This is a genomic window from Ruegeria sp. HKCCE3926 (assembly GCF_017872515.1).
GTDB lineage: Bacteria > Pseudomonadota > Alphaproteobacteria > Rhodobacterales > Rhodobacteraceae > Ruegeria.
On record NZ_JAEDOU010000001.1, the window covers coordinates 801,981 to 820,127 of the forward strand.

The 18,147-nt window shown below is 59.6% G+C and carries 15 protein-coding genes; 7 read left to right on the plus strand and 8 right to left on the minus strand.

Translation table 11 applies throughout. The features are described from left to right. Positions 1–3 precede the first annotated feature (3 nt). The 7 genes from I9184_RS04120 to I9184_RS04150 all read right to left on the minus strand — a co-directional run bounded on the left by I9184_RS04120 (position 4) and on the right by I9184_RS04150 (position 7,187). The gene (locus I9184_RS04120; RefSeq protein WP_171632074.1) at positions 4–1,050 is read right to left on the minus strand and encodes a Hint domain-containing protein; all 1,047 of its coding nucleotides are present in this window, start codon (positions 1,048–1,050) and stop codon (positions 4–6) included. A gap of 122 nt (positions 1,051–1,172) precedes the next feature. Further along, a complete protein-coding gene (locus tag I9184_RS04125) occupies positions 1,173–2,663 on the minus strand; it encodes a replicative DNA helicase (protein ID WP_152458159.1) in 1,491 nt (496 codons plus the stop codon). A 225-nt stretch (positions 2,664–2,888) separates the two neighbouring features. Beyond that, positions 2,889–3,569, minus strand: a complete 681-nt coding sequence (locus I9184_RS04130) for an orotate phosphoribosyltransferase (protein ID WP_209832930.1) — start codon at positions 3,567–3,569, stop codon at positions 2,889–2,891. Positions 3,570–3,711: 142 nt separating this feature from the next. Further along, entirely contained in the window at positions 3,712–4,893 is a 1,182-nt protein-coding gene (locus tag I9184_RS04135) for an ammonium transporter (protein ID WP_171632079.1), read from the minus strand. Between the two features lie 196 nt (positions 4,894–5,089). Then, positions 5,090–5,566 (minus strand): CinA family protein, encoded by a 477-nt coding sequence (locus I9184_RS04140; protein ID WP_209832932.1) that lies wholly within the window; start codon positions 5,564–5,566, stop codon positions 5,090–5,092. Next, on the minus strand, positions 5,563–6,060 hold the full coding sequence (locus I9184_RS04145) for a phosphatidylglycerophosphatase A (RefSeq protein WP_171723162.1): 498 nt from the start codon (positions 6,058–6,060) through the stop codon (positions 5,563–5,565). Before I9184_RS04145 ends, I9184_RS04140 begins: the two co-directional genes overlap by 4 nt. Continuing rightward, a complete protein-coding gene (locus I9184_RS04150) occupies positions 6,057–7,187 on the minus strand; it encodes a bifunctional 2-C-methyl-D-erythritol 4-phosphate cytidylyltransferase/2-C-methyl-D-erythritol 2,4-cyclodiphosphate synthase (protein WP_209832934.1) in 1,131 nt (376 codons plus the stop codon). Before I9184_RS04150 ends, I9184_RS04145 begins: the two co-directional genes overlap by 4 nt. 182 nt (positions 7,188–7,369) lie before the next feature. Between I9184_RS04150 and dusB the strand changes: the two genes are divergently transcribed. The 5 genes from dusB (at position 7,370) to I9184_RS04175 (ending at position 14,599) form a co-directional block, all read left to right on the plus strand. After that, a complete protein-coding gene (dusB, locus tag I9184_RS04155) occupies positions 7,370–8,353 on the plus strand; it encodes a tRNA dihydrouridine synthase DusB (RefSeq protein WP_280922459.1) in 984 nt (327 codons plus the stop codon). Continuing rightward, on the plus strand, positions 8,350–9,438 hold the full coding sequence (locus I9184_RS04160; RefSeq protein ID WP_209832938.1) for an ATP-binding protein: 1,089 nt from the start codon (positions 8,350–8,352) through the stop codon (positions 9,436–9,438). Before dusB ends, I9184_RS04160 begins: the two co-directional genes overlap by 4 nt. Further along, the gene (locus I9184_RS04165; RefSeq protein ID WP_209832940.1) at positions 9,438–10,805 is read left to right on the plus strand and encodes a response regulator; all 1,368 of its coding nucleotides are present in this window, start codon (positions 9,438–9,440) and stop codon (positions 10,803–10,805) included. The genes I9184_RS04160 and I9184_RS04165 overlap by 1 nt, the downstream gene beginning before the upstream one ends. 123 nt (positions 10,806–10,928) lie before the next feature. Further along, on the plus strand, positions 10,929–13,193 hold the full coding sequence (locus I9184_RS04170; protein ID WP_209833709.1) for a PAS domain-containing sensor histidine kinase: 2,265 nt from the start codon (positions 10,929–10,931) through the stop codon (positions 13,191–13,193). Continuing rightward, positions 13,190–14,599, plus strand: coding sequence for a sigma-54 dependent transcriptional regulator (locus I9184_RS04175; protein WP_171632094.1), 1,410 nt, complete (start codon positions 13,190–13,192; stop codon positions 14,597–14,599). The genes I9184_RS04170 and I9184_RS04175 overlap by 4 nt, the downstream gene beginning before the upstream one ends. Before the next feature lie 18 nt (positions 14,600–14,617). Here I9184_RS04175 and I9184_RS04180 read toward each other — a convergent pair whose 3' ends face one another. Next, the gene (locus I9184_RS04180) at positions 14,618–15,097 is read right to left on the minus strand and encodes a hypothetical protein (RefSeq protein ID WP_209832942.1); all 480 of its coding nucleotides are present in this window, start codon (positions 15,095–15,097) and stop codon (positions 14,618–14,620) included. 96 nt (positions 15,098–15,193) lie between these two features. Between I9184_RS04180 and trkA the strand changes: the two genes are divergently transcribed. Both trkA and I9184_RS04190 read left to right on the plus strand, forming a co-directional pair. Continuing rightward, positions 15,194–16,570, plus strand: a complete 1,377-nt coding sequence (gene trkA, locus I9184_RS04185) for a Trk system potassium transporter TrkA (protein ID WP_152458149.1) — start codon at positions 15,194–15,196, stop codon at positions 16,568–16,570. Continuing rightward, positions 16,570–18,108, plus strand: coding sequence for a potassium transporter TrkG (locus I9184_RS04190; RefSeq protein ID WP_171723168.1), 1,539 nt, complete (start codon positions 16,570–16,572; stop codon positions 18,106–18,108). Before trkA ends, I9184_RS04190 begins: the two co-directional genes overlap by 1 nt. Positions 18,109–18,147: the final 39 nt, after the last annotated feature.

Here is an 18,147-nt window from a genome sequence, read left to right on the forward strand (position 1 = left end):
AGCCTAGAACAGGGCCTGATCTATGATCGCCTTGCTGTTCCGGACATGTCGGGCCACCAGCTTTTTCTGTCGCCTGCCGCTGGGGATATAAAAGGCAGGGTCCATATCCTTATTGCAGTCGAGACCCGGAAAAATCTGCAACAGCTCTTGCAACGCTTCGGGCGGAAGGGATTTGAGGGCTTCGGGGCCGGTGAACAGGCTTTCACTTGGCGCGCCTTCGGCAAGAAGAACCACGTGACGGTCACAGACAACGTGATGATAAACCACCTGCGTCGCATCGTAATCCACGTAAACGCCCGGCAGGTCTGTTAGTCGGATGGCCGAGACCAAAACGTCTCTTGTGTCGAACATGCGCTGCGCGATGTCCGATCTGACCAGCATTCTGTGCTGTCGCGAAACCGTCAGGTCTCGGCGGGGCAGGCCGTGCCCCAAGGCGCCGGCCGTAATGCGGACTGGGCGCAGTTCGGGTGATTTCAACAGATCGGCCTGGCGCAGGGACCGGGATAGAACAAGCCGAACGGTTGCCGAGCTGCGTTCGGTCGTCATCACCTTGTCACCGGGGCGGATATCCTGAACGCTGATTTCGCCACGGTCCGTCAGGATCAGGGTGTCCGAAACGAAACAGGGGGCGCCGGGGCTGGGATTGGGATCCTCAACAAAGTTGACCCCGTCCTTCGATGACAGAGACGCGGTATCGTCCGTGCCGTTGCTGCCGATCTGGGTCGAAGTCTGGCCACTGGCCGGCCCCTGTGTCGCAGTTACCTGCGAGTCGAAGGATACAAAGCTGAGAACCGAACCATTGTCCGAAAGAGAAACCGCCCCAAACCGGTTGATGCGCGCCGAAATCACGTAATAGTCGAACCCGCCCACGGTGGTCATCGTTCCGTTGTCGACATCCGTCGAACTGCGCACCGAGCCATTGGGGTTGTAAACATCGACCTGCAAGCCGGTGACGTCGGTTCCGGTCGGAACCCGGATTTCAATGAAATCTCCGTCCGGAGCAAAGTTCGGGCCGTTGCGATATCTTATTTCCGATATGATCGCGGGCAAATCAGTGGGTCTCCGGGCGGGTTTGGCGCGTTGGGTTGAACGTCACCGTCACGTTAACACCGGGCAGGAAAAACACCAAAGGACTTGGCGTTCAATATCTGGGGCAGGTGTTCTGCCCGCGATCAATAACCCTCGATTTCACCACCCTGTTGCCAAGGCTTGACCAGATTGCCAAAGCGGGTGAATTGGGCCTCGAACGACAACTCGACCGTGCCGATTGGGCCGTGACGTTGCTTGCCGACGATGACTTCGGCCTTGCCGTGCAGACGTTCCATCGCCTGCTTCCACTCTTCCATCTTTTCCAGTTCGTGATCGCCGGGCTTTTCGCGCTCTTTGTAGTATTCCTCGCGGAACACAAACATCACAACGTCGGCGTCCTGCTCGATCGAGCCGGATTCACGCAGGTCGGACAGCTGCGGGCGCTTGTCGTCGCGGTTTTCCACCTGGCGCGACAGCTGTGAAAGAGCAATGACCGGGATGTTCAGTTCCTTTGCGATAGCTTTCATGCCCATCGAAATCTCGGCGATTTCGTTCACCCGGTTGTCGGCCATGCCCCGGCAGAGCTGTAGATAGTCGATGACCAGCAAGTCCAGCCCGTGGGTCCGTTTCAACCGTCGTGCACGGGCGGCAAGTTGCGAGATCGGCAAGGCAGGAGTGTCGTCAATAAACAGGGGACAGGCCTCAAGCTCTTTGGCCGCATCCACAAATCGACGGAACTCGGCCTCGGTCATGTCGCCCTGACGGATTTTGTGGCTGGAAATCTCCGAGGCTTCCGCCAGAACCCGGCCCGCAAGCTGTTCCGCGCTCATTTCGAGTGAGAAGAAGCCTACAACACCGCCATCGATCGCGCCTTCGCTGCCGTCGGGCTTTGTGCCACGCTTGTAGGCCTTGGCAACGTTGAAGGCGATGTTGGTCGCCAGCGAGGTTTTACCCATGGATGGACGGCCGGCCAGAATGATCAGGTCGGACGGGTGCAACCCACCCAATTGCTTGTCCAGATCGGCCAGACCGGTGGAAATCCCGGCCATGCCGCCGCCGCGCTGGTAGGCCTCGTTGGTGACGTTGACGGCTTCGGTGACGGCCTTGAGGAAGGACTGAAAGCCTTGCTCGGTCTGGCCCTGCTCGGACAGCTGATAAAGCTGCTGCTCGGCCTCGACGATCTGTTCTTTCGGCTCGCTCGAAACATCGACCCGCGCCGCCTTGTCCGAGATGTCGCGACCCAGCCGGATCAGCTCGCGCCGGATGGCAAGGTCATAGATCATCTGGGCATAGTCGTGCACCGCGAATGCGCTGATCGAAGCGCCCGCCAGTTTGACCAGATAAGCGGGACCGCCCAGTTCTTTCAGGCCCTCATCCTCGGCCATGAATGATTTGAGCGTCACGGGCGAGGCAAGCGCGTTCTTTGCAATACGGGCCGAGGCCACCTCGTAAATCCGGGCATGGACTGGATCATAGAAATGTTCAGCCCCGATGATCGAGGCGACCCGGTCGTACAGGTCGTTATTGGTCAGAATCGCGCCCAGCAATTGCTGCTCGGCCTCGATGGAATGCGGCATGGTTTCGGCATTCTGAATCTGTGCCGCTGCCTGCTCGATACTGCTGATCTCGTTCATTTTGTCCCCGCTGCCCGTTCCGAGGTTCTACACGCGAAACGTCACCGCAAGCTATCTGGAAATACCTGTGGCTAACTTGGGGTAAAGCCTAGGGATAACTTTCCAGACCGCTTGGATGCCTGCATATGCATCGCTTATTATGTAGGAATTGTCGGAAAAGTCACCATATATCGTGGCGAACTGCCCGATTCTTCCGGGTTTATCCCCAATCCTTCCACAAGAGGTTTACGCTGGTTTATTGGCCTCTTGCCATCCGCGCGGGTCGTTCAGGAAAGCTTCGACAGCCTCAAGTGTTTCCTGATCAAAGGCTTTCTGTGCCTTGGCCTCGGCCAGAACATCCCACCACGTGCAGAGCGAGTGCAGCTTGACGCCATGATCACCCAGCGTTTTCTCGGTCTCGGGGAAGATGCCGTAGTAGAAGATGACGGCGGTGTGCCCGCAGGTGGCACCGGTTTCGCGGATCGCATCGACAAAGGACAGTTTCGAGCCACCATCAGTGGTCAGGTCTTCAACCAGCAACACACGCTCGCCTTCGCTCATCGCCCCCTCGATTCGGGCGTTGCGGCCATAGCCCTTGGGTTTCTTGCGCACGTAGGTCATGGGCAGAGCCATACGCTCGGCGACCATAGCGGCAAAGGGGATGCCCGCCGTTTCCCCGCCTGCGATGTTGTCGAATGCCTCAAAGCCAGCATCACGCATCACCGTGACGGTCAGGAAATCCATCAGGGTCGAGCGGATACGCGGATACGAGATCAGTTTGCGGCAGTCGATATAGGTCGGGCTAGGCAACCCGCTGGCCAGCGTGAACGGTTCCCGCGAGTTGAAATGCACGGCCTTGATCTCCAGCAGCATCCGTGCAGTCAGGCGGGCGATTTCGGTGCTGTCGGGAAAAGAACTGGGGATCATGGCGCAAACCTCGGGGCTGAAAACACGTTGCGGGCTGATAGCCCGACCCTTGGGCTGGAGTCGAGAGGGATTGGGCAAAAGAAAAGCGGACCCCCAAGAGGTCCGCTTTTGCCCTTACGGGCGATGGGCAGCCAAGGTGGGCTTAACTGCTCATGTCATAGGCCCGCTCGCCATGTACCGAGAGGTCGAGGCCATTTGTCTCGGTCTCGGCGTCTACGCGAAGTGGCGTGATCTGTGCAACCAGTTTGACCAACACAAACGTGACAACTGCCGTAAAGGCACCCACGACAATCAGCCCGCCCAACTGAGCGGTCCAGGTTCCAAGGCCAAAAAGGGCGATCATGAGCGTGCCAAAGATACCGCCGACACCATGCACGGCGAAGACATCCAGCGTGTCGTCGATATTCAGTTTGTTACGCACGACGCTGACGGCTTCCTGACACAGAACACCGGCCACCGCGCCAATGATCAGGGCCTGAACCGGACCGACGAAACCCGATGCAGGCGTGATCGAGGCCAGACCCGCGATTGTGCCGGTGACCAGACCGACCATCGAGGCCTTGCCAAAGCGGATACGCTCCCACAGGGCCCAGCTTAGCGATGCCGTAGCCGCGGACAGGTGCGTGACGGTCAGGGCCATCGCCGCTCCGCCATCGGCGGCCAGTTGCGAACCACCGTTGAAACCGAACCAGCCGACCCACAGCATTGCTGCGCCGACCATGACGTAACCGGGGTTGTGCGGCGGAGTGGTGCGGTTGCGACGCGGCCCGAGGATGACCGCGACAATCAGCGCTGCCAGACCAGCGGTTTCATGCACCACGATGCCACCCGCAAAGTCGCGAACGCCGATCTCGCCCAGAATGCCGCCATCAGCCAGCATCCCGCCGCCCCAGATCCAGTGCACCACGGGCGCATAGCACAGCAGCATCCACAGCGCCGAAAAGGTCAGGACAAAGCCAAAGCCCACACGTTCGACATAAGCGCCAACGATCAACGCAGGGGTTATGATGGCAAAGGTCATCTGGAAAGCAAAGAACAGGATCTCGGGCAGGGTTCCGGCAAGGCTGTCAACATCGACGCCGTTGAGGAAGGCCTTGCCCAAACCACCCCAAAGCCCGCTTTCACCGGGTCCGAACGCGATGGAATACCCTGCGACCAGCCACAGGACGCTCATCAAACAGGCAATGGCAAAGCAATGCATGAAAACGCTGAGTACATTTCGGGCACGCACGAGCCCGCCATAGAACAGGGCGAGGCCCGGCACTGTCATGAAAAGGACCAACGCGGTTGCAACGATGATCCAGGCTGTATCGGCTCCGTTCATGGGCCATTCTCCCTTCCGAATGAGTGCGCGGATCCGTGGAAACTGGGCGCGGATCGGCGCTGCGTGAGCGGTGTGGGCTGTTTCAAGCCACCGTCGGTTGGAGAAAAAAGAGGCATGGCAAAAAAAAGCGCCTGTTTTGGCGGCCTTTTTTCAACTGACTTTAAAAGCAGCGGTTCTATTGGCAGGTGCTGAAAGATTAGGCACCTGCGGAAAGGGCCGTATACAGCAGGGCCAAGGCGTGGTCACGCGCCGCGCGACGCACGGCATCGCGACCGGGTGCGCCGAATTCGATGGTTTCGACATGCGTCGGCCGCCCCTCGGCGGCCAACCCGAAACACACACGCCCTTCAGGTTTGAATTCGGACCCGCCTGGCCCGGCAATACCGGTGATCGCGACGGCAAGTTGCGCCAGTGAATTGCGCAGCGCACCTTCTGCCATTTCACGGGCCACCTGTTCGGAAACCGCACCGTGCGCGTTCAGCGTTTCGGCCTGAACGCCCAGCATGTCCTGTTTGGCCTCGTTGGTGTAGGTGACGAAACCCCGATCCACGACGGCAGAGCTGCCGGGAATATCGGTCAGGGCCGCAGCGACCATGCCGCCGGTGCAGCTTTCGGCGGTGGCGATCATCACGCCCTGCGCCTTGGCGCGGTCCAGCAGGTCTGTCACGTTCATAGCCCCAGAACTCCGTGTGCGATACCTGCCAGAACCATCACTCCGATGGCTGCAAATATACCTGCAATCACGTCATCCAGCATCACGCCCATCGGATCGCCACGCCGATCGGCCCAGCCGACAGGGCCGGGTTTGGTGATGTCGAACAGACGAAAAAGGATGAACCCGGCAACCCAGCCGGGCCAGAGCGCGGTAATGTCGATTCCATGCGCCCAGGACGGATAGGAAATTGCCCAAAGCGCGATGAACTGGCCTGCGACCTCATCAATGACGATTTCGGATGGGTCGTGGTCATCCTGACCTTCGGTCATCACGCGTGTGGCCCAGAGGCCACCGACAAAAACCGCAACCGTTGCGAGGGCCAGCAACGGGAAACCACCCAGCATGTGCAATACCCAGGCCATCGGCAGGGCCACCAGCGATCCCCAGGTGCCCGGGGCAGGGCGCAAATGGCCGACGCCGCCGACAGTCCCGATCATCTGTGCCGCGTTCATGCTTTCACCAGACAGGCTGTGGCCAAAGAGGCGATGCCCTCGCTGCGGCCGGTGAAGCCCAATCGCTCGGACGTTGTCGCCTTGACCGAAACTTGATCTGCACGCAGGCCCATGATTTCAGACATCTTTTCTCGCATGGCCACTGCGTGCGGGCCAATCTTTGGATATTCGCAGACCAGCGTGCAATCGACATTCGAGATGCGGTATCCCATCTGCCCTGCCAGCTCGACCGCGTGGCGCAGGAAAATCTCGCTGGCGGCGCCTTTCCATTGCGGGTCCGAAGGCGGGAAATGCTGCCCGATATCGCCCTGTGCCAGAGCGCCATAGATCGCATCGGTGACCGCGTGCATTCCGACATCGGCATCCGAATGGCCTTGCAGTCCGCGGTCATGCGGCACTTTCACACCGCAAAGGATCACATGATCCCCATCGCCAAAACGGTGCACATCGTACCCGTTGCCCAGCCTTACATCCATTTCCGTTCCCATTATGCGTTCCGCCCGGGCAAAATCCTCGGGTCGGGTGATCTTCAGATTGTCCGCGTCGCCCGGTACGATGCAGACATCAAGTCCGGCGGCGCGGGCCACTTCGACATCGTCCGCAGCTTCGCCCGGATGGGCGGCGTGGGCGGCGATGATCGCGTCATAGTGAAACCCCTGCGGAGTTTGCGCGGCGAACAGGTTTCTGCGATCCTGCGTGCCGGTCACGGCCTGTTCATGCCCAACCCACAGCGCATCCGTCACCGCCAGCCCGGGCGCCGCCGCCGGACATGTTTCCAGGGCTTTCAGAACGTCGGTGATGATGCGGGGTGTGACGCAAGGCCTTGCAACGTCATGGATCAAAACGCGCTGTACGTTCCGGCCGGCCAGTGCAGCCAATCCATTGCGTACCGATCCCGCGCGATCCGTTCCGCCCGAAGCCAGGATCAGGTCGGTTTCACGGAATTCTTCCCATGCGACGCTGTCTTCGTCGGACAACACCAGAACAATGTGATCCACCTGTCCGCGAAAGCGCTCGATCGTCCAATCGGCCACCCGCCGGCCCGCAAGGCTGCGCCATTGCTTTGGCACGCCACCCCCGGCGCGCGACCCGCGACCGGCGGCAACTATGATGGCGGCAGTTGTCATATGTGCGCGCTCTCCTCGTGATGGGCATTGTTTAGGCGGCGGTGAATGCAGAGGCAATCACCCATGGTCATGTGATCAATAATTAGGCAAATGATGATTTTGCGGGCTTGCTGCGTGCCGATTTGTTGTTCATATGCGCAGAAAACGATATCAAATCCACAACTGCCCAAGGATTAAGCACGTTGACACTGCACCTTGCCGACAAAGAAATAACACCGCCTGTTTTGCTGGCCCCCATGGCCGGAATCACCGACCGCCCGTTTCGCGATCTGGTGATGCGTTTCGGTGCGGGTATGGTCGTCAGTGAAATGGTCGCCAGTCAAGAGATGGTGCAGGCCAAGCCCGGTGTGCGGGAACGGGCGGAACTGTCCGCGGATGTGGAAAACACCGCCGTGCAACTGGCCGGGCGTGAGGCCCATTGGATGGCCGAGGCGGCCCGTCAGGTGGCCGACCGTGGCGCGCGGGTGATCGACATCAACATGGGGTGCCCCGCCAAGAAGGTAACAAACGGTTATTCCGGCTCGGCCCTTCTGAAAACACCGGATCACGCGCTGGCACTGATCGAGGCCGTGGTGGGCGCGGTCGATCTGCCGGTGACGCTGAAAACCCGGCTGGGATGGGACGACACTCTGTTGAACGCGCCCGACGTGGTACGCCGCGCTCAGGACGCGGGTATTCAGATGGTCACGATCCATGGCCGCACACGCTGTCAGTTCTACAAGGGTCACGCCGATTGGCGGGCAATCCGGGCGGTGAAAGAGGCCGTATCGATCCCGGTCATCGCGAACGGAGATATCGTGAACACTGACGCCGCCCGATCCGCGTTGCGCCAATCCGGCGCGGATGGGGTGATGGTCGGTCGTGGCGCCCAGGGCAAGCCTTGGGTGTTGGCGCAAATCTGTCACGACCTGTACGGGGCCGAGGCGCCCGAGATTCCGACCGGTCATGATCTGGTTGATATGGTTTGCGCGCATTATCAGTCGATGCTGGATTTCTACGGCGCCGATCTGGGTTTGCGTGTCGCCCGCAAGCATCTGGGATGGTACATGGACGACGCCGCAACGCCCGCGCCCTTGCGTCGGGCTGTGCTGACGTCACGTGATCCGGCGGAAGTTCTGCGCCTGTTGGCGGATGCACTCAGCGACACGGACGAGGTGGCGGCATGAATTCCGATGCCAGCATCTGGAACTCGCTGCCGGTTCCGGCGTTCATTATTGATGAACAGGATCGGATATCCGATGTGAATGCTGCGGGTGAGGGGTTTCTGAACGCGTCGCGCAAATCGGTGATCAGCCATCCGGTGTGGGATCAGATCGCCGTCGACGCGCCGTTGGAAGAGGCGTTCGAGCGCGCCCGCTGGCAGGGCACGCCATTGTTCGTGAATGATGTGGATGTGGGGTCGGGTAGCCGGGCGCCGCTGCAATGCGCGTTGCAGATTGCGCCTTTGGTCGGGCATCCGGGCTCCATGATCATGATCATCTCGCCTCGTGAACTGGCAGGTCGGATGACGCGGGGGAATACGGTCAAATCCGCGGCACAATCCGCCATCGGCATGGCGGAAATGCTGGCGCACGAGATCAAGAACCCGCTGGCCGGGATCACTGGTGCGGCGCAGTTGCTCAGCATGAATATACCGCCGCAAGATCTTGAACTAACGGATCTTATTGTTGCCGAAAGCCGCCGGATCGTGAAGTTGCTGGAACAGGTCGAGCAATTCGGGAACCTTCAGAAACCTGACTTCAAGCCAGTCAACATCCACGATGTGCTGGATCGCGCAAGACGGTCGGCATTGTTGGGATTTGGCGCTGACATGACGATCGTCGAAGACTATGACCCGTCGCTGCCGCTGGCTTACGGAGACCCGGATCAGATTCTGCAGGTGATCCTGAATCTGCTCAGGAATGCGTCCGAAGCGGCAGGACCGCAGGGCGGAACGATCCGCCTGCGGACCTATTTCGAACATTCCTTCCGGTTGCGTCGCAGTGACGGGTCAGGGCATTCGCTGCCCTTGCAGATCGAGATCATCGATGATGGTCCGGGCCTGCCAGAAGACATCCGCGGCGATATTTTTGATCCCTTCGTATCCGGCAAGGAAAACGGCACCGGCCTGGGGCTGGCGCTGGTCAGCAAGATCATCTCGGACCATGACGGCTGGATTTCGGCCGAATCCGTGCCCGGGCGAACGGTATTCAAACTGTCGCTGCGCCGCGCGCCGCGAGACGCAATCGAGGACAAGAAGGAGAGCACCTGATGGATGGCACCGTACTGGTCGCGGACGACGATCGCACGATCCGCACTGTTCTGACACAGGCCCTGACGCGTGCCGGGTGCAAGGTGCATGCGACCTCATCACTGACCACGTTGATGCGCTGGGTCGGCGAGGGAAAAGGCGACGTGGTGATTTCCGACGTGGTCATGCCCGATGGAAACGGTCTTGAGATGCTGCCGAAGATTGCCGAAGACCGCCCCGGTTTGCCGGTGATCGTGATTTCCGCACAAAACACCATCATGACGGCGATTCAGGCGACAGAGGCGGATGCGTACGACTATCTGCCAAAACCCTTCGACCTGCCGGATCTGATGAAACGGACGGCGCGGGCGCTGGATCAGAAGCAACGCGCCCAGCCAGAGCCGGCCGTGGGCACAAGCGAGCGCCCCGAAGAACTGCCACTGGTCGGGCGAACACCAGTGATGCAGGCTCTGTACCGGTTGGTCGCCCGGGTGATGAACACGGACCTCTCGGTCATGATTTCCGGTGAAAGCGGCACGGGCAAGTCACTGATAGCGCGGGCCATTCACGATTTTTCCGACCGTCGAACCTTGCCCTTTGTCACTGTCACCGCTGCCGAACTGCGCGATCTGGAAGGCCCGGCCCGTGTGATGGCGCGGGTTCGCGGCGGCACGCTGTTGATAGACGAAATCGCAGATATCGAAGATGAGGTTCAGGCGCGCATCGTCCGCATGATGGATACTCCGGGCGATCACGTTCCCCGTTTCATGGCCACCAGCCAATCAGACCTGACCGAAGGGATGGAGAACGGGCGCATCCGTCAGGACCTTTATTATCGTTTGTGCGGGGCGACGATCCACGTTCCATCACTGCGTGAAAGGGTGGATGACATTCCGCTGCTGGCCGAGCACTTTCTGGCTCGGGAAGAGCGGGAAAACGGCACCAAACGCTGGCTCAGCCCCGAGGCGGTGGAACTGGTGCGGCGCTATTCCTGGCCCGGGAACGTGCGGCAACTGGAAAATGCCGTGCGCCGGTTGGGTCTGACCAGCCGAGCCGATGAAATCACCAAAGCCGAAGTGGAAACGGTGCTGGGCAGCCAGCCAGAGGCGGAACCGGTCCTGAGCGGCGGCGAACGCGAAAAGCTTTCGACTTCGGTCGAGCGGCATTTACGAAGGTATTTTGACCTGCACGGCAACATTCTGCCGCCCCCGGGCCTGTATCAGCGCATTTTACGGGAAGTTGAGGCCCCGCTGATCGAAATCGCGCTGGATGCAACTGGCGGAAATCAGGCGAAATGTGCCGATTTGCTGGGAATCAACCGAAATACGTTGCGAAAAAAGATTTCGGATCTCGATATTCAGGTGACACGTCGACGCAAACTGATGTAATATCGCCACACAAACCGTGGCATCCCGGCATCTGTTGGGAAAAGATCACGATATATGGCGGTAAGCCGCGCAAGCGGCACATCAGGATGAGGGCAGACAGTGGCAACCCGAGCACAGAGCGGGATGATCCCATCGATCAGTCGATGGCGTAAATCACGGAAACTGCGCAATTTTGGCACGTTTGGCCTGGTTCTCATGGGGCCTGTTCTGGCGCTGGCCACTTACCTTGTTATCGGTCCTTTCGATCTTGGCGCCACGGCACCGACTTTGCGGCTGATTCTGTTGGCCGATCTCGTATACGTTCTGGTTGTTGCTGCACTTGTGCTTGGGCAGGTTGGCAGCTTGATTGCCGCACGTCGGGCCAAGTCGGCGGGTTCGCGCCTGCATTTGCGCCTGATCGGGGCGTTTACTCTGCTGGCGCTGGTTCCAACCGTGACCGTGGCGATTTTTGCCGGATTGACCGTCAATATCGGCCTTGAGGGCTGGTTTTCCGACCGCGTACGTCAGGTTGTGGGATCTTCGCTGACGGCAGCAGAAGCGTATGAACAGGAACACCGTCGGGGGTTGACGCAAGACGCGTCTGTTCTTGCGCGATATCTGGATAATGCGCGATCGCTGGACTTCTATATCTCGGACGCTGAACTGCGCGAAGTTCTGGCGCAGGGGCAGGCTCAGATTCAACGGGGGCTGCGCGAAGCCTATGTCATCGACGGTGGTGGCGAAATCAAGTCGCGCGGGGACCGGTCCTACCTGTTCAACTACGAAGCCCCAACCCCCGAGCAGATTGCAGAAGCCACGGACAAGGGCCTGCTGATCATCGCCGACTGGCCCAACAATGAGTTCCGGGCGCTGGTCCCTCTGAAGGCTTATCTGGATCGCTATCTCTATGTCAGCCGCGAGGTGGACGGACAGTTGTTGACGCTGCTGGACGATACCAAGGAAACGGCACAGTTCTACCAACAACTTGAAAGTGAACGGGGCCGGGTGCTGTTCGAGTTCGGCCTGTTGTATCTGGGCTTTGCCTTGATCCTGATCCTTGCGGCAATGTCCCTGGGCATGTGGTTTGCCGAACGGCTGTCGCGTCCCGTGGGGCGGTTGACCACTGCGGCACAGAGGGTTGGGGCCGGTGACCTGAGCGTCCAGGTTATTGAAGAAGCCAGCGACGACGAAATCGCGATGCTGGGCCGGTATTTCAACCAGATGACCCGGCAGTTGAAAGGACAGCGCGATACGCTGTTGGAGAACACGCGGCAAATTGAAAGCCGGCGCCGTCTGTTCGATTCGGTGCTCAGTTCGGTCACTTCGGGTGTCGTTGGAGTGGACCCGGAAGGATGCATTACATTCGTGAACCGTTCGGCCGAGCGGTTGCTGGATTGGACCGGGGGCGAGCAGCATCTGGCCATCGGCATTGCGGTGCCGGAATTTCTGCCCCTGTTCGAAAGTCTGAAAGACAGCGGGCAAGAGGCCGTTCAGGGCGAAATCAAAGTGACCCGCAAGGGACGGCTTGAGAACCTGTTGGTCCGCATGGCCATCCGTCGCGGAGAAGATGGTGGCCTGGAAGGTTATGTGGTTGCCTTCGATGACGTCACCGATCTGGTCAGCGCCCAACGGATGGCGGCCTGGGGTGACGTGGCCCGCCGCATCGCGCATGAGATCAAGAACCCTCTGACCCCGATCCAGCTGAGCGCGGAACGGATCAAGCGCAAGTTCTCGCGCAAACTGGACGACGAAGACAGCAGCAGCCTGGATTCGATGACGAACGTGATTGTGCGGCAGACCAACGACCTGCGTCGCATCGTGGATGAATTCTCGAAATTTGCACGGATGCCTGAACCTGAACGCAGGGAAGAAAACCTTGTTGATCTGGTGCACGAGGCTGTCCTGCTGCAACAGGCCGGGCAGCCGGATGTGCAGATTGATGCCGATCTGCCGCAACAGCCCATCATGGCCGATGTGGATGCAACCATGCTGAACCAGGCGCTTACCAACCTCATCAAGAATGCCGGGGAAGCCATTGCAACCCTTAAGGAAAAAGGGGCGCCCGACAACCTTCAGCCCCAGATCAAAGTGGCGGTCACCAGTGATGATGCGGGTACGGTCATAACCATTGCAGACAACGGGATCGGCCTGCCCGAAGATCGGGCACGGCTGTTTGAGCCCTATGTAACGACACGTGACGAAGGGACCGGGCTGGGCCTGCCCATCGTCAAGAAGATCATTGAAGAGCATGGCGGCGCGCTGACCCTCGAGGATGCGCCCGTATTTGACGGACAGGACCATTTTGGCGCGATGGCCGTGATCCGATTGCCGGGGATTACTGGGTCCCAAGCGGCAGCGCCACAGAAGCAGGCAATTAGAACCAACAAACTGAAAGCAGGCCAAAGATGAGTGACATTCTGATCGTAGATGATGAGCGCGATATTCGCGAGCTGGTGTCCGACATTCTGGAGGACGAAGGCTATTCAACCCGGCTGGCGGCCAACTCGGACGAGTGCATGGCGTCAATCAACTCGGAGCCGCCGGGGTTGTTGATCCTGGATATCTGGCTGAAAGACAGCCGAATGGATGGCATCGATATCCTGAAAGCGGTGAAACGCGACAACCCGGATGTGCCGGTGGTGATCATTTCCGGCCACGGCAACATTGAAATTGCCGTCGCCGCAATCAAGCAGGGCGCCTATGATTTTATCGAAAAGCCGTTCAACATAGACCAGTTGATGGTGGTGATCCGCCGCGCGATGGAGACCTCTCGCCTGCGTCGCGAGAATGCGTCTCTGAAGCGGAAAGAAGTCAATAATTCCGACATGATTGGCAAATCCGCGGCGTTCCGCGCCATGCAGGGGCAGTTGGACAAGGTGACCAAGTCGAATGGCCGCGTGATGCTCAGCGGCCCAGCTGGGTCCGGCAAAGAAATTGCAGCACGGTATATCCATGCCCATTCAAATCGCGCCAACGCGCCATTTGTCACGGTAAACTGTGCCGGGATCGAACCCGAACGTGTGGAAGAGGTGCTGTTTGGCCGGGAATCGGCGGAACGCGGCGTGGAATCGGGTTTGCTGGAAGAGGCGCATGGAGGCGTGATCTATTTTGACGAAGTCGCCGACATGCCCCTTGGGACACAGTCAAAAATCCTGCGGGTGCTGGTGGATCAGCAGTTCCAGCGTGTCGGTGGCAGTGACAAGGTGCGCGTGGACCTTCGCGTGATCTCGTCAACAAGCAAGGATCTTGACGAAGAAATCGCGGCGGAACGGTTCCGGGAAGAGCTGTACCACCGTCTGAACGTCGTCCCGATTGCCGTGCCGTCACTGGAAGATCGGCGCGAAGATATCCCGGTTCTGGCGCAGCACTTTATTGAGATGTGCAACGAAACCCAGGGTTTGCCGATCAGGGAATTGTCGGAAGAGGCCGTCGCTCTGTTGCAGACGATGACATGGCCCGGCAACGTGCGCCAGCTCAAAAACCTGATCGAGCGGGTTCTGATCCTTGGCGATGGCTCCGGCCCGATTGAGGCGCGTGAGTTGCCTAACGAAGAAGAAAAGGCAGAAGATTCAGGTCGTGTCGTATTGTCTGGCGCACTGGCCACCTTGCCGTTGCGCGAAGCCCGCGAGGCGTTCGAGCGAGAGTATCTGCTGACACAGATCAACCGGTTTGGCGGCAATATCAGCCGCACGGCCAGCTTTGTAGGCATGGAACGCAGCGCCCTGCATCGGAAGTTGAAATCGCTGGGCGTGGTGACTTCGAACAAATCCGGTGCGCGCGTGGCGCAAATCGATGAACCCGAACCGGCAGAATAATCTGCCGGTCGCACGGCCTCAGCCGGCCTGGCCAGGCGTTATGATCTGAAATGAGCCGTCATCGAATTTCACAAAGCACGACGCGCTGTTGAGCGGTGGCAAAGTGGTTGTTCGCGTTGCGGGCACGCGTGATTTCACGTTCTGTTTGCACGGCGGCAGGCTTACGGGTCGAAACCCTTTCTGTGCCATGCATTGCGCTTCGACCGAGTTGCGCAGGCCCTGATTCACATCCACGGTATAAACACGGCCGGGCTGCCACCAGCCGGGTGATTGATAGCAACGACCCCTGCCATCGCAATATGTGCGCCCCGGCCAATAGGTTGGCGGGCTTTGGCGGATCTGATTGGCTACCGGCACTTCTTTGACCGCCTTCAGCTGGCACTGAGTTGTCTCTTTTTGCAGGCGCGATACGGTTTCACCTTCGCGGTAGTACAGCGAAAGTGGTCCGCAAGAAGACAGCACCATCAAAGGTAACAGCATAGGAAACAGCGTTTTCATATGCTTATCATGCCTCAGCCGGGCTGCGATGACAATTCAATTGACCGCTCTGGGGGCATCTGTCATTCAATCCTTTCAGGCAGAAGGGCCAGAAGCATGAAGGTCATTATTTGCGGTGCGGGTCAGGTCGGCTGGCAGATCGCGCGGCATCTTTCGGGCGAGCTGAACGATGTTACCGTCGTGGACAACAATCCCGACCTTGTAAGGCGGGCGACTGAAACGCTTGATGTGCAGGGGATCGCCGGGTTTGCAAGTTATCCGGACGTGCTGGAACGGGCAGGGGCCCGTGACGCTGACATGATCATTGCCGCCACCCATTCGGATGAGGTGAACATGGTCACCTGCCAGATGGCGCACTCGGTCTTTTCGATCCAGCGCAAGATCGCGCGCCTGCGGTCGAAATCCTATCTCGAGGCGATCCACTCGGATCTGTACCGTCGTGATCATCTGCCGATTGATGTGGTGATCAGCCCCGAACGGGAAGTTGCCGCCGCCGCCATGCGCCGCCTGTCCGCCCCATCCGCCTTTGACACCGAGATTTTCATGGACGGTAAGGCGCAGCTGCTTGGGGTGCGGGTGGAAGAGGATTGCCCGATCGTGAATACACCGTTGCGGCAGCTGACGGATCTGTTCTCGACCCTCAGTTCCATCGTGGTTGGGGTGCGGCGCGAAGGCACGCTGTTTGCGCCCGAGTCCGAAGATCAGCTGTTCGTGGGCGATGAATGCTATGTCTTCACCAACGTCAAGGACGTGGATCGCACCATGGAGGTGTTCGGCAAGGCGCAGAAGCGGCAGGATCGCGTGGTGATCGTGGGCGGCGGAAATGTCGGGCTGGAAGTGGCCAGAACGCTGGAAGAACGCGAAAGCCGCGTGCGGGCCAAGATCATCGAACGCGACCGCCATTGCGCTGAACTTGCCGCCGAAGCTCTGGAACGGACGATCGTGCTGCATGGCGACGGGCTGGATGCCGGGTTGCTGAGCGAAGCGGGGATCGAGCGGGCGGATGCGATGCTGGCAGTTACGGATGACGACCGTACGAACATGCTGGCTGCGGTGCGTGCCAAGGCCGAAGGCTGCGCTCTGGCGATTGCATTGATCAACGATCCCAGCATGGTGGCCCTGATGGGGCCTTTGGGGATCGATGCCTATATCAACCCGCGGGCCACGACCGTCAGCTCGATCCTGCGGCACATCCGGCATGGACGGGTGCGTCAGGTCTATTCAATCGGGGACGCCGAGGCCGAAGTGATCGAGGCCGAGGTTCTGTCGACCTCGCCTATGGCCGGGCAACGTCTGCGCGATATCGACTTCCCCGAGGGGGTGCTTGTGGGCGCGGTCCGCAAGGGAGACGAGGTTCTGCGACCGACAGGCAGCCTGCGGATCGATGAAAAAGATGTGGTCGCAATCTTTGCCATGGCCAAGGACGTGCCAGAGGTTGAACGCCTGATGCAGGTTTCAATCGATTTCTTCTGATGGCGCATGCAGGGACACAACAGGTTGGATTGTTGCGGCGGTTGCCGTTGTTCCTGCTGATCTGGGGCATTGCATCCCTGACCATGTGGATTCCGGCGATCTATGCGTTGGCTCTGGACGATCACGACACGTCACGATCCTTTCTGTATTCCGGGATTCTCGGCTTGTTTCTGGTAGCCACCATCGCGATGGCGTCCTCCAACCGGATACCCCGGCGCGGCACGTTGGGGCAGCTGGCGGTGATGCTGGCCTGTTTCACGCTGCTGCCCATATTTCTTGCGATCCCATTTCACGACGCGCTTGGTACGACCACCTTTCTGAACGCCTATTTCGATATGGTCAGCTCTCTGACGACCACGGGGGCGGACCTGTTTCCGGATCCGGCCCGCCTGACGGCCCCGTTGCATTTGTGGCGCGCCATGGTCGGTTGGATGGGCGGCCTGCTGATGTGGATCGCCGCTGCGGCGATCCTTGCGCCGCTGTCGCTTGGCGGGTTCGAGGTCACTGCCAAAGGCCAGCCGGGGCGCCCGGTGTCAGGGGTGGCGCAGAGCGAACGCGTGGACCCGCGTGGCCGTCTGATCCGTGTCGCCAGGACCCTGACGCCAGTCTATGTCGGGCTGACGACCGTGATCTGGGTTCTTCTGTTGATCGCCGGTGAAGTCGGTCTGACGGCGGTGTGCCATGCGATGGCAGTGATGGCCACGTCCGGCATCTCTCCGGTCGGGGGCATGGAAGGGGCGCAGGCCGGGTTTACGGGCGAAGCCATCCTGTTTCTTTTCCTGTTCTTTGCTCTCTCGCGTCTGACTTTTTCGAAGGATACCGCGACAACAGGCTATTCCCGTCTGGATACGGACCCCGAGTTTCGTATTGGTCTGATGATTGTCCTGGGCGTCGCAATCCTGTTGTTCTTCCGGGTTGTTGCGGGCGTGACGGAAATCGGTGGTCAAATGGAACCATTGCAGGCCTTGCAGGTCATCTGGGGGATGCTGTTCACCGTTCTGGCTTTCCTGACGACGGCCGGATTCGAAAGCGCGAACTGGAACGACGCACAGCAACTGTCGGGTTTGGGAACGCCCGGTTTGCTTTTGATGGGGCTGGCATTGATCGGCGGCGGGGTCGCGACGACAGCCGGAGGGGTCAAGCTGTTGCGGGTCTTCGCGCTGTATCTGAATGGCGCACGAGAGATCGACCGCCTGATCTATCCCTCATCCGTCAGCGGTGCAGGGGGGGGCAATCGCCGCATTCAAAGCGATGGTGCGTTCATCGCCTGGATCTTTCTGATGCTCTTTGCGCTGACCCTTGCGGTATTCAACCTTCTGCTTGCGGCGATGGGGTCCGGATTCGAACAGGCCATGGTGCTCAGCGTGGCCACGCTCAGCACGACGGGGCCGTTGATCGAGTTGGCCACCGACGTACCAATTCGCCTGATCGATCTTTCTGCCAGCGCCAAGCTGACGCTGTGCGCGGCCATGGTCATCGGGCGTCTGGAAACGCTGGCGATCATCGCCCTGATCACCCCGTCGCTTTGGCGGGATTGAGCCGGGCACATCGTGCGGCGGCTAACGCCTGATTTTTCA

What these genes read in the sequence shown, in the direction of transcription:
- I9184_RS04125 (WP_152458159.1), bottom strand. Translation starts at nt 2,663, where the DNA reads ATGAACGAGATCAGCAGTATCGAGCAGGCAGCGGCACAGATTCAGAAT.
- I9184_RS04130 (WP_209832930.1), bottom strand. Translation starts at nt 3,569, where the DNA reads ATGATCCCCAGTTCTTTTCCCGACAGCACCGAAATCGCCCGCCTGACT.
- I9184_RS04135 (WP_171632079.1), bottom strand. Translation starts at nt 4,893, where the DNA reads ATGAACGGAGCCGATACAGCCTGGATCATCGTTGCAACCGCGTTGGTC.
- I9184_RS04140 (WP_209832932.1), bottom strand. Translation starts at nt 5,566, where the DNA reads ATGAACGTGACAGACCTGCTGGACCGCGCCAAGGCGCAGGGCGTGATG.
- I9184_RS04145 (WP_171723162.1), bottom strand. Translation starts at nt 6,060, where the DNA reads ATGAACGCGGCACAGATGATCGGGACTGTCGGCGGCGTCGGCCATTTG.
- I9184_RS04150 (WP_209832934.1), bottom strand. Translation starts at nt 7,187, where the DNA reads ATGACAACTGCCGCCATCATAGTTGCCGCCGGTCGCGGGTCGCGCGCC.
- I9184_RS04160 (WP_209832938.1), top strand. Translation starts at nt 8,350, where the DNA reads ATGAATTCCGATGCCAGCATCTGGAACTCGCTGCCGGTTCCGGCGTTC.
- I9184_RS04165 (WP_209832940.1), top strand. Translation starts at nt 9,438, where the DNA reads ATGGATGGCACCGTACTGGTCGCGGACGACGATCGCACGATCCGCACT.
- I9184_RS04170 (WP_209833709.1), top strand. Translation starts at nt 10,929, where the DNA reads ATGATCCCATCGATCAGTCGATGGCGTAAATCACGGAAACTGCGCAAT.
- I9184_RS04175 (WP_171632094.1), top strand. Translation starts at nt 13,190, where the DNA reads ATGAGTGACATTCTGATCGTAGATGATGAGCGCGATATTCGCGAGCTG.
- I9184_RS04180 (WP_209832942.1), bottom strand. Translation starts at nt 15,097, where the DNA reads ATGAAAACGCTGTTTCCTATGCTGTTACCTTTGATGGTGCTGTCTTCT.
- trkA (WP_152458149.1), top strand. Translation starts at nt 15,194, where the DNA reads ATGAAGGTCATTATTTGCGGTGCGGGTCAGGTCGGCTGGCAGATCGCG.
- I9184_RS04190 (WP_171723168.1), top strand. Translation starts at nt 16,570, where the DNA reads ATGGCGCATGCAGGGACACAACAGGTTGGATTGTTGCGGCGGTTGCCG.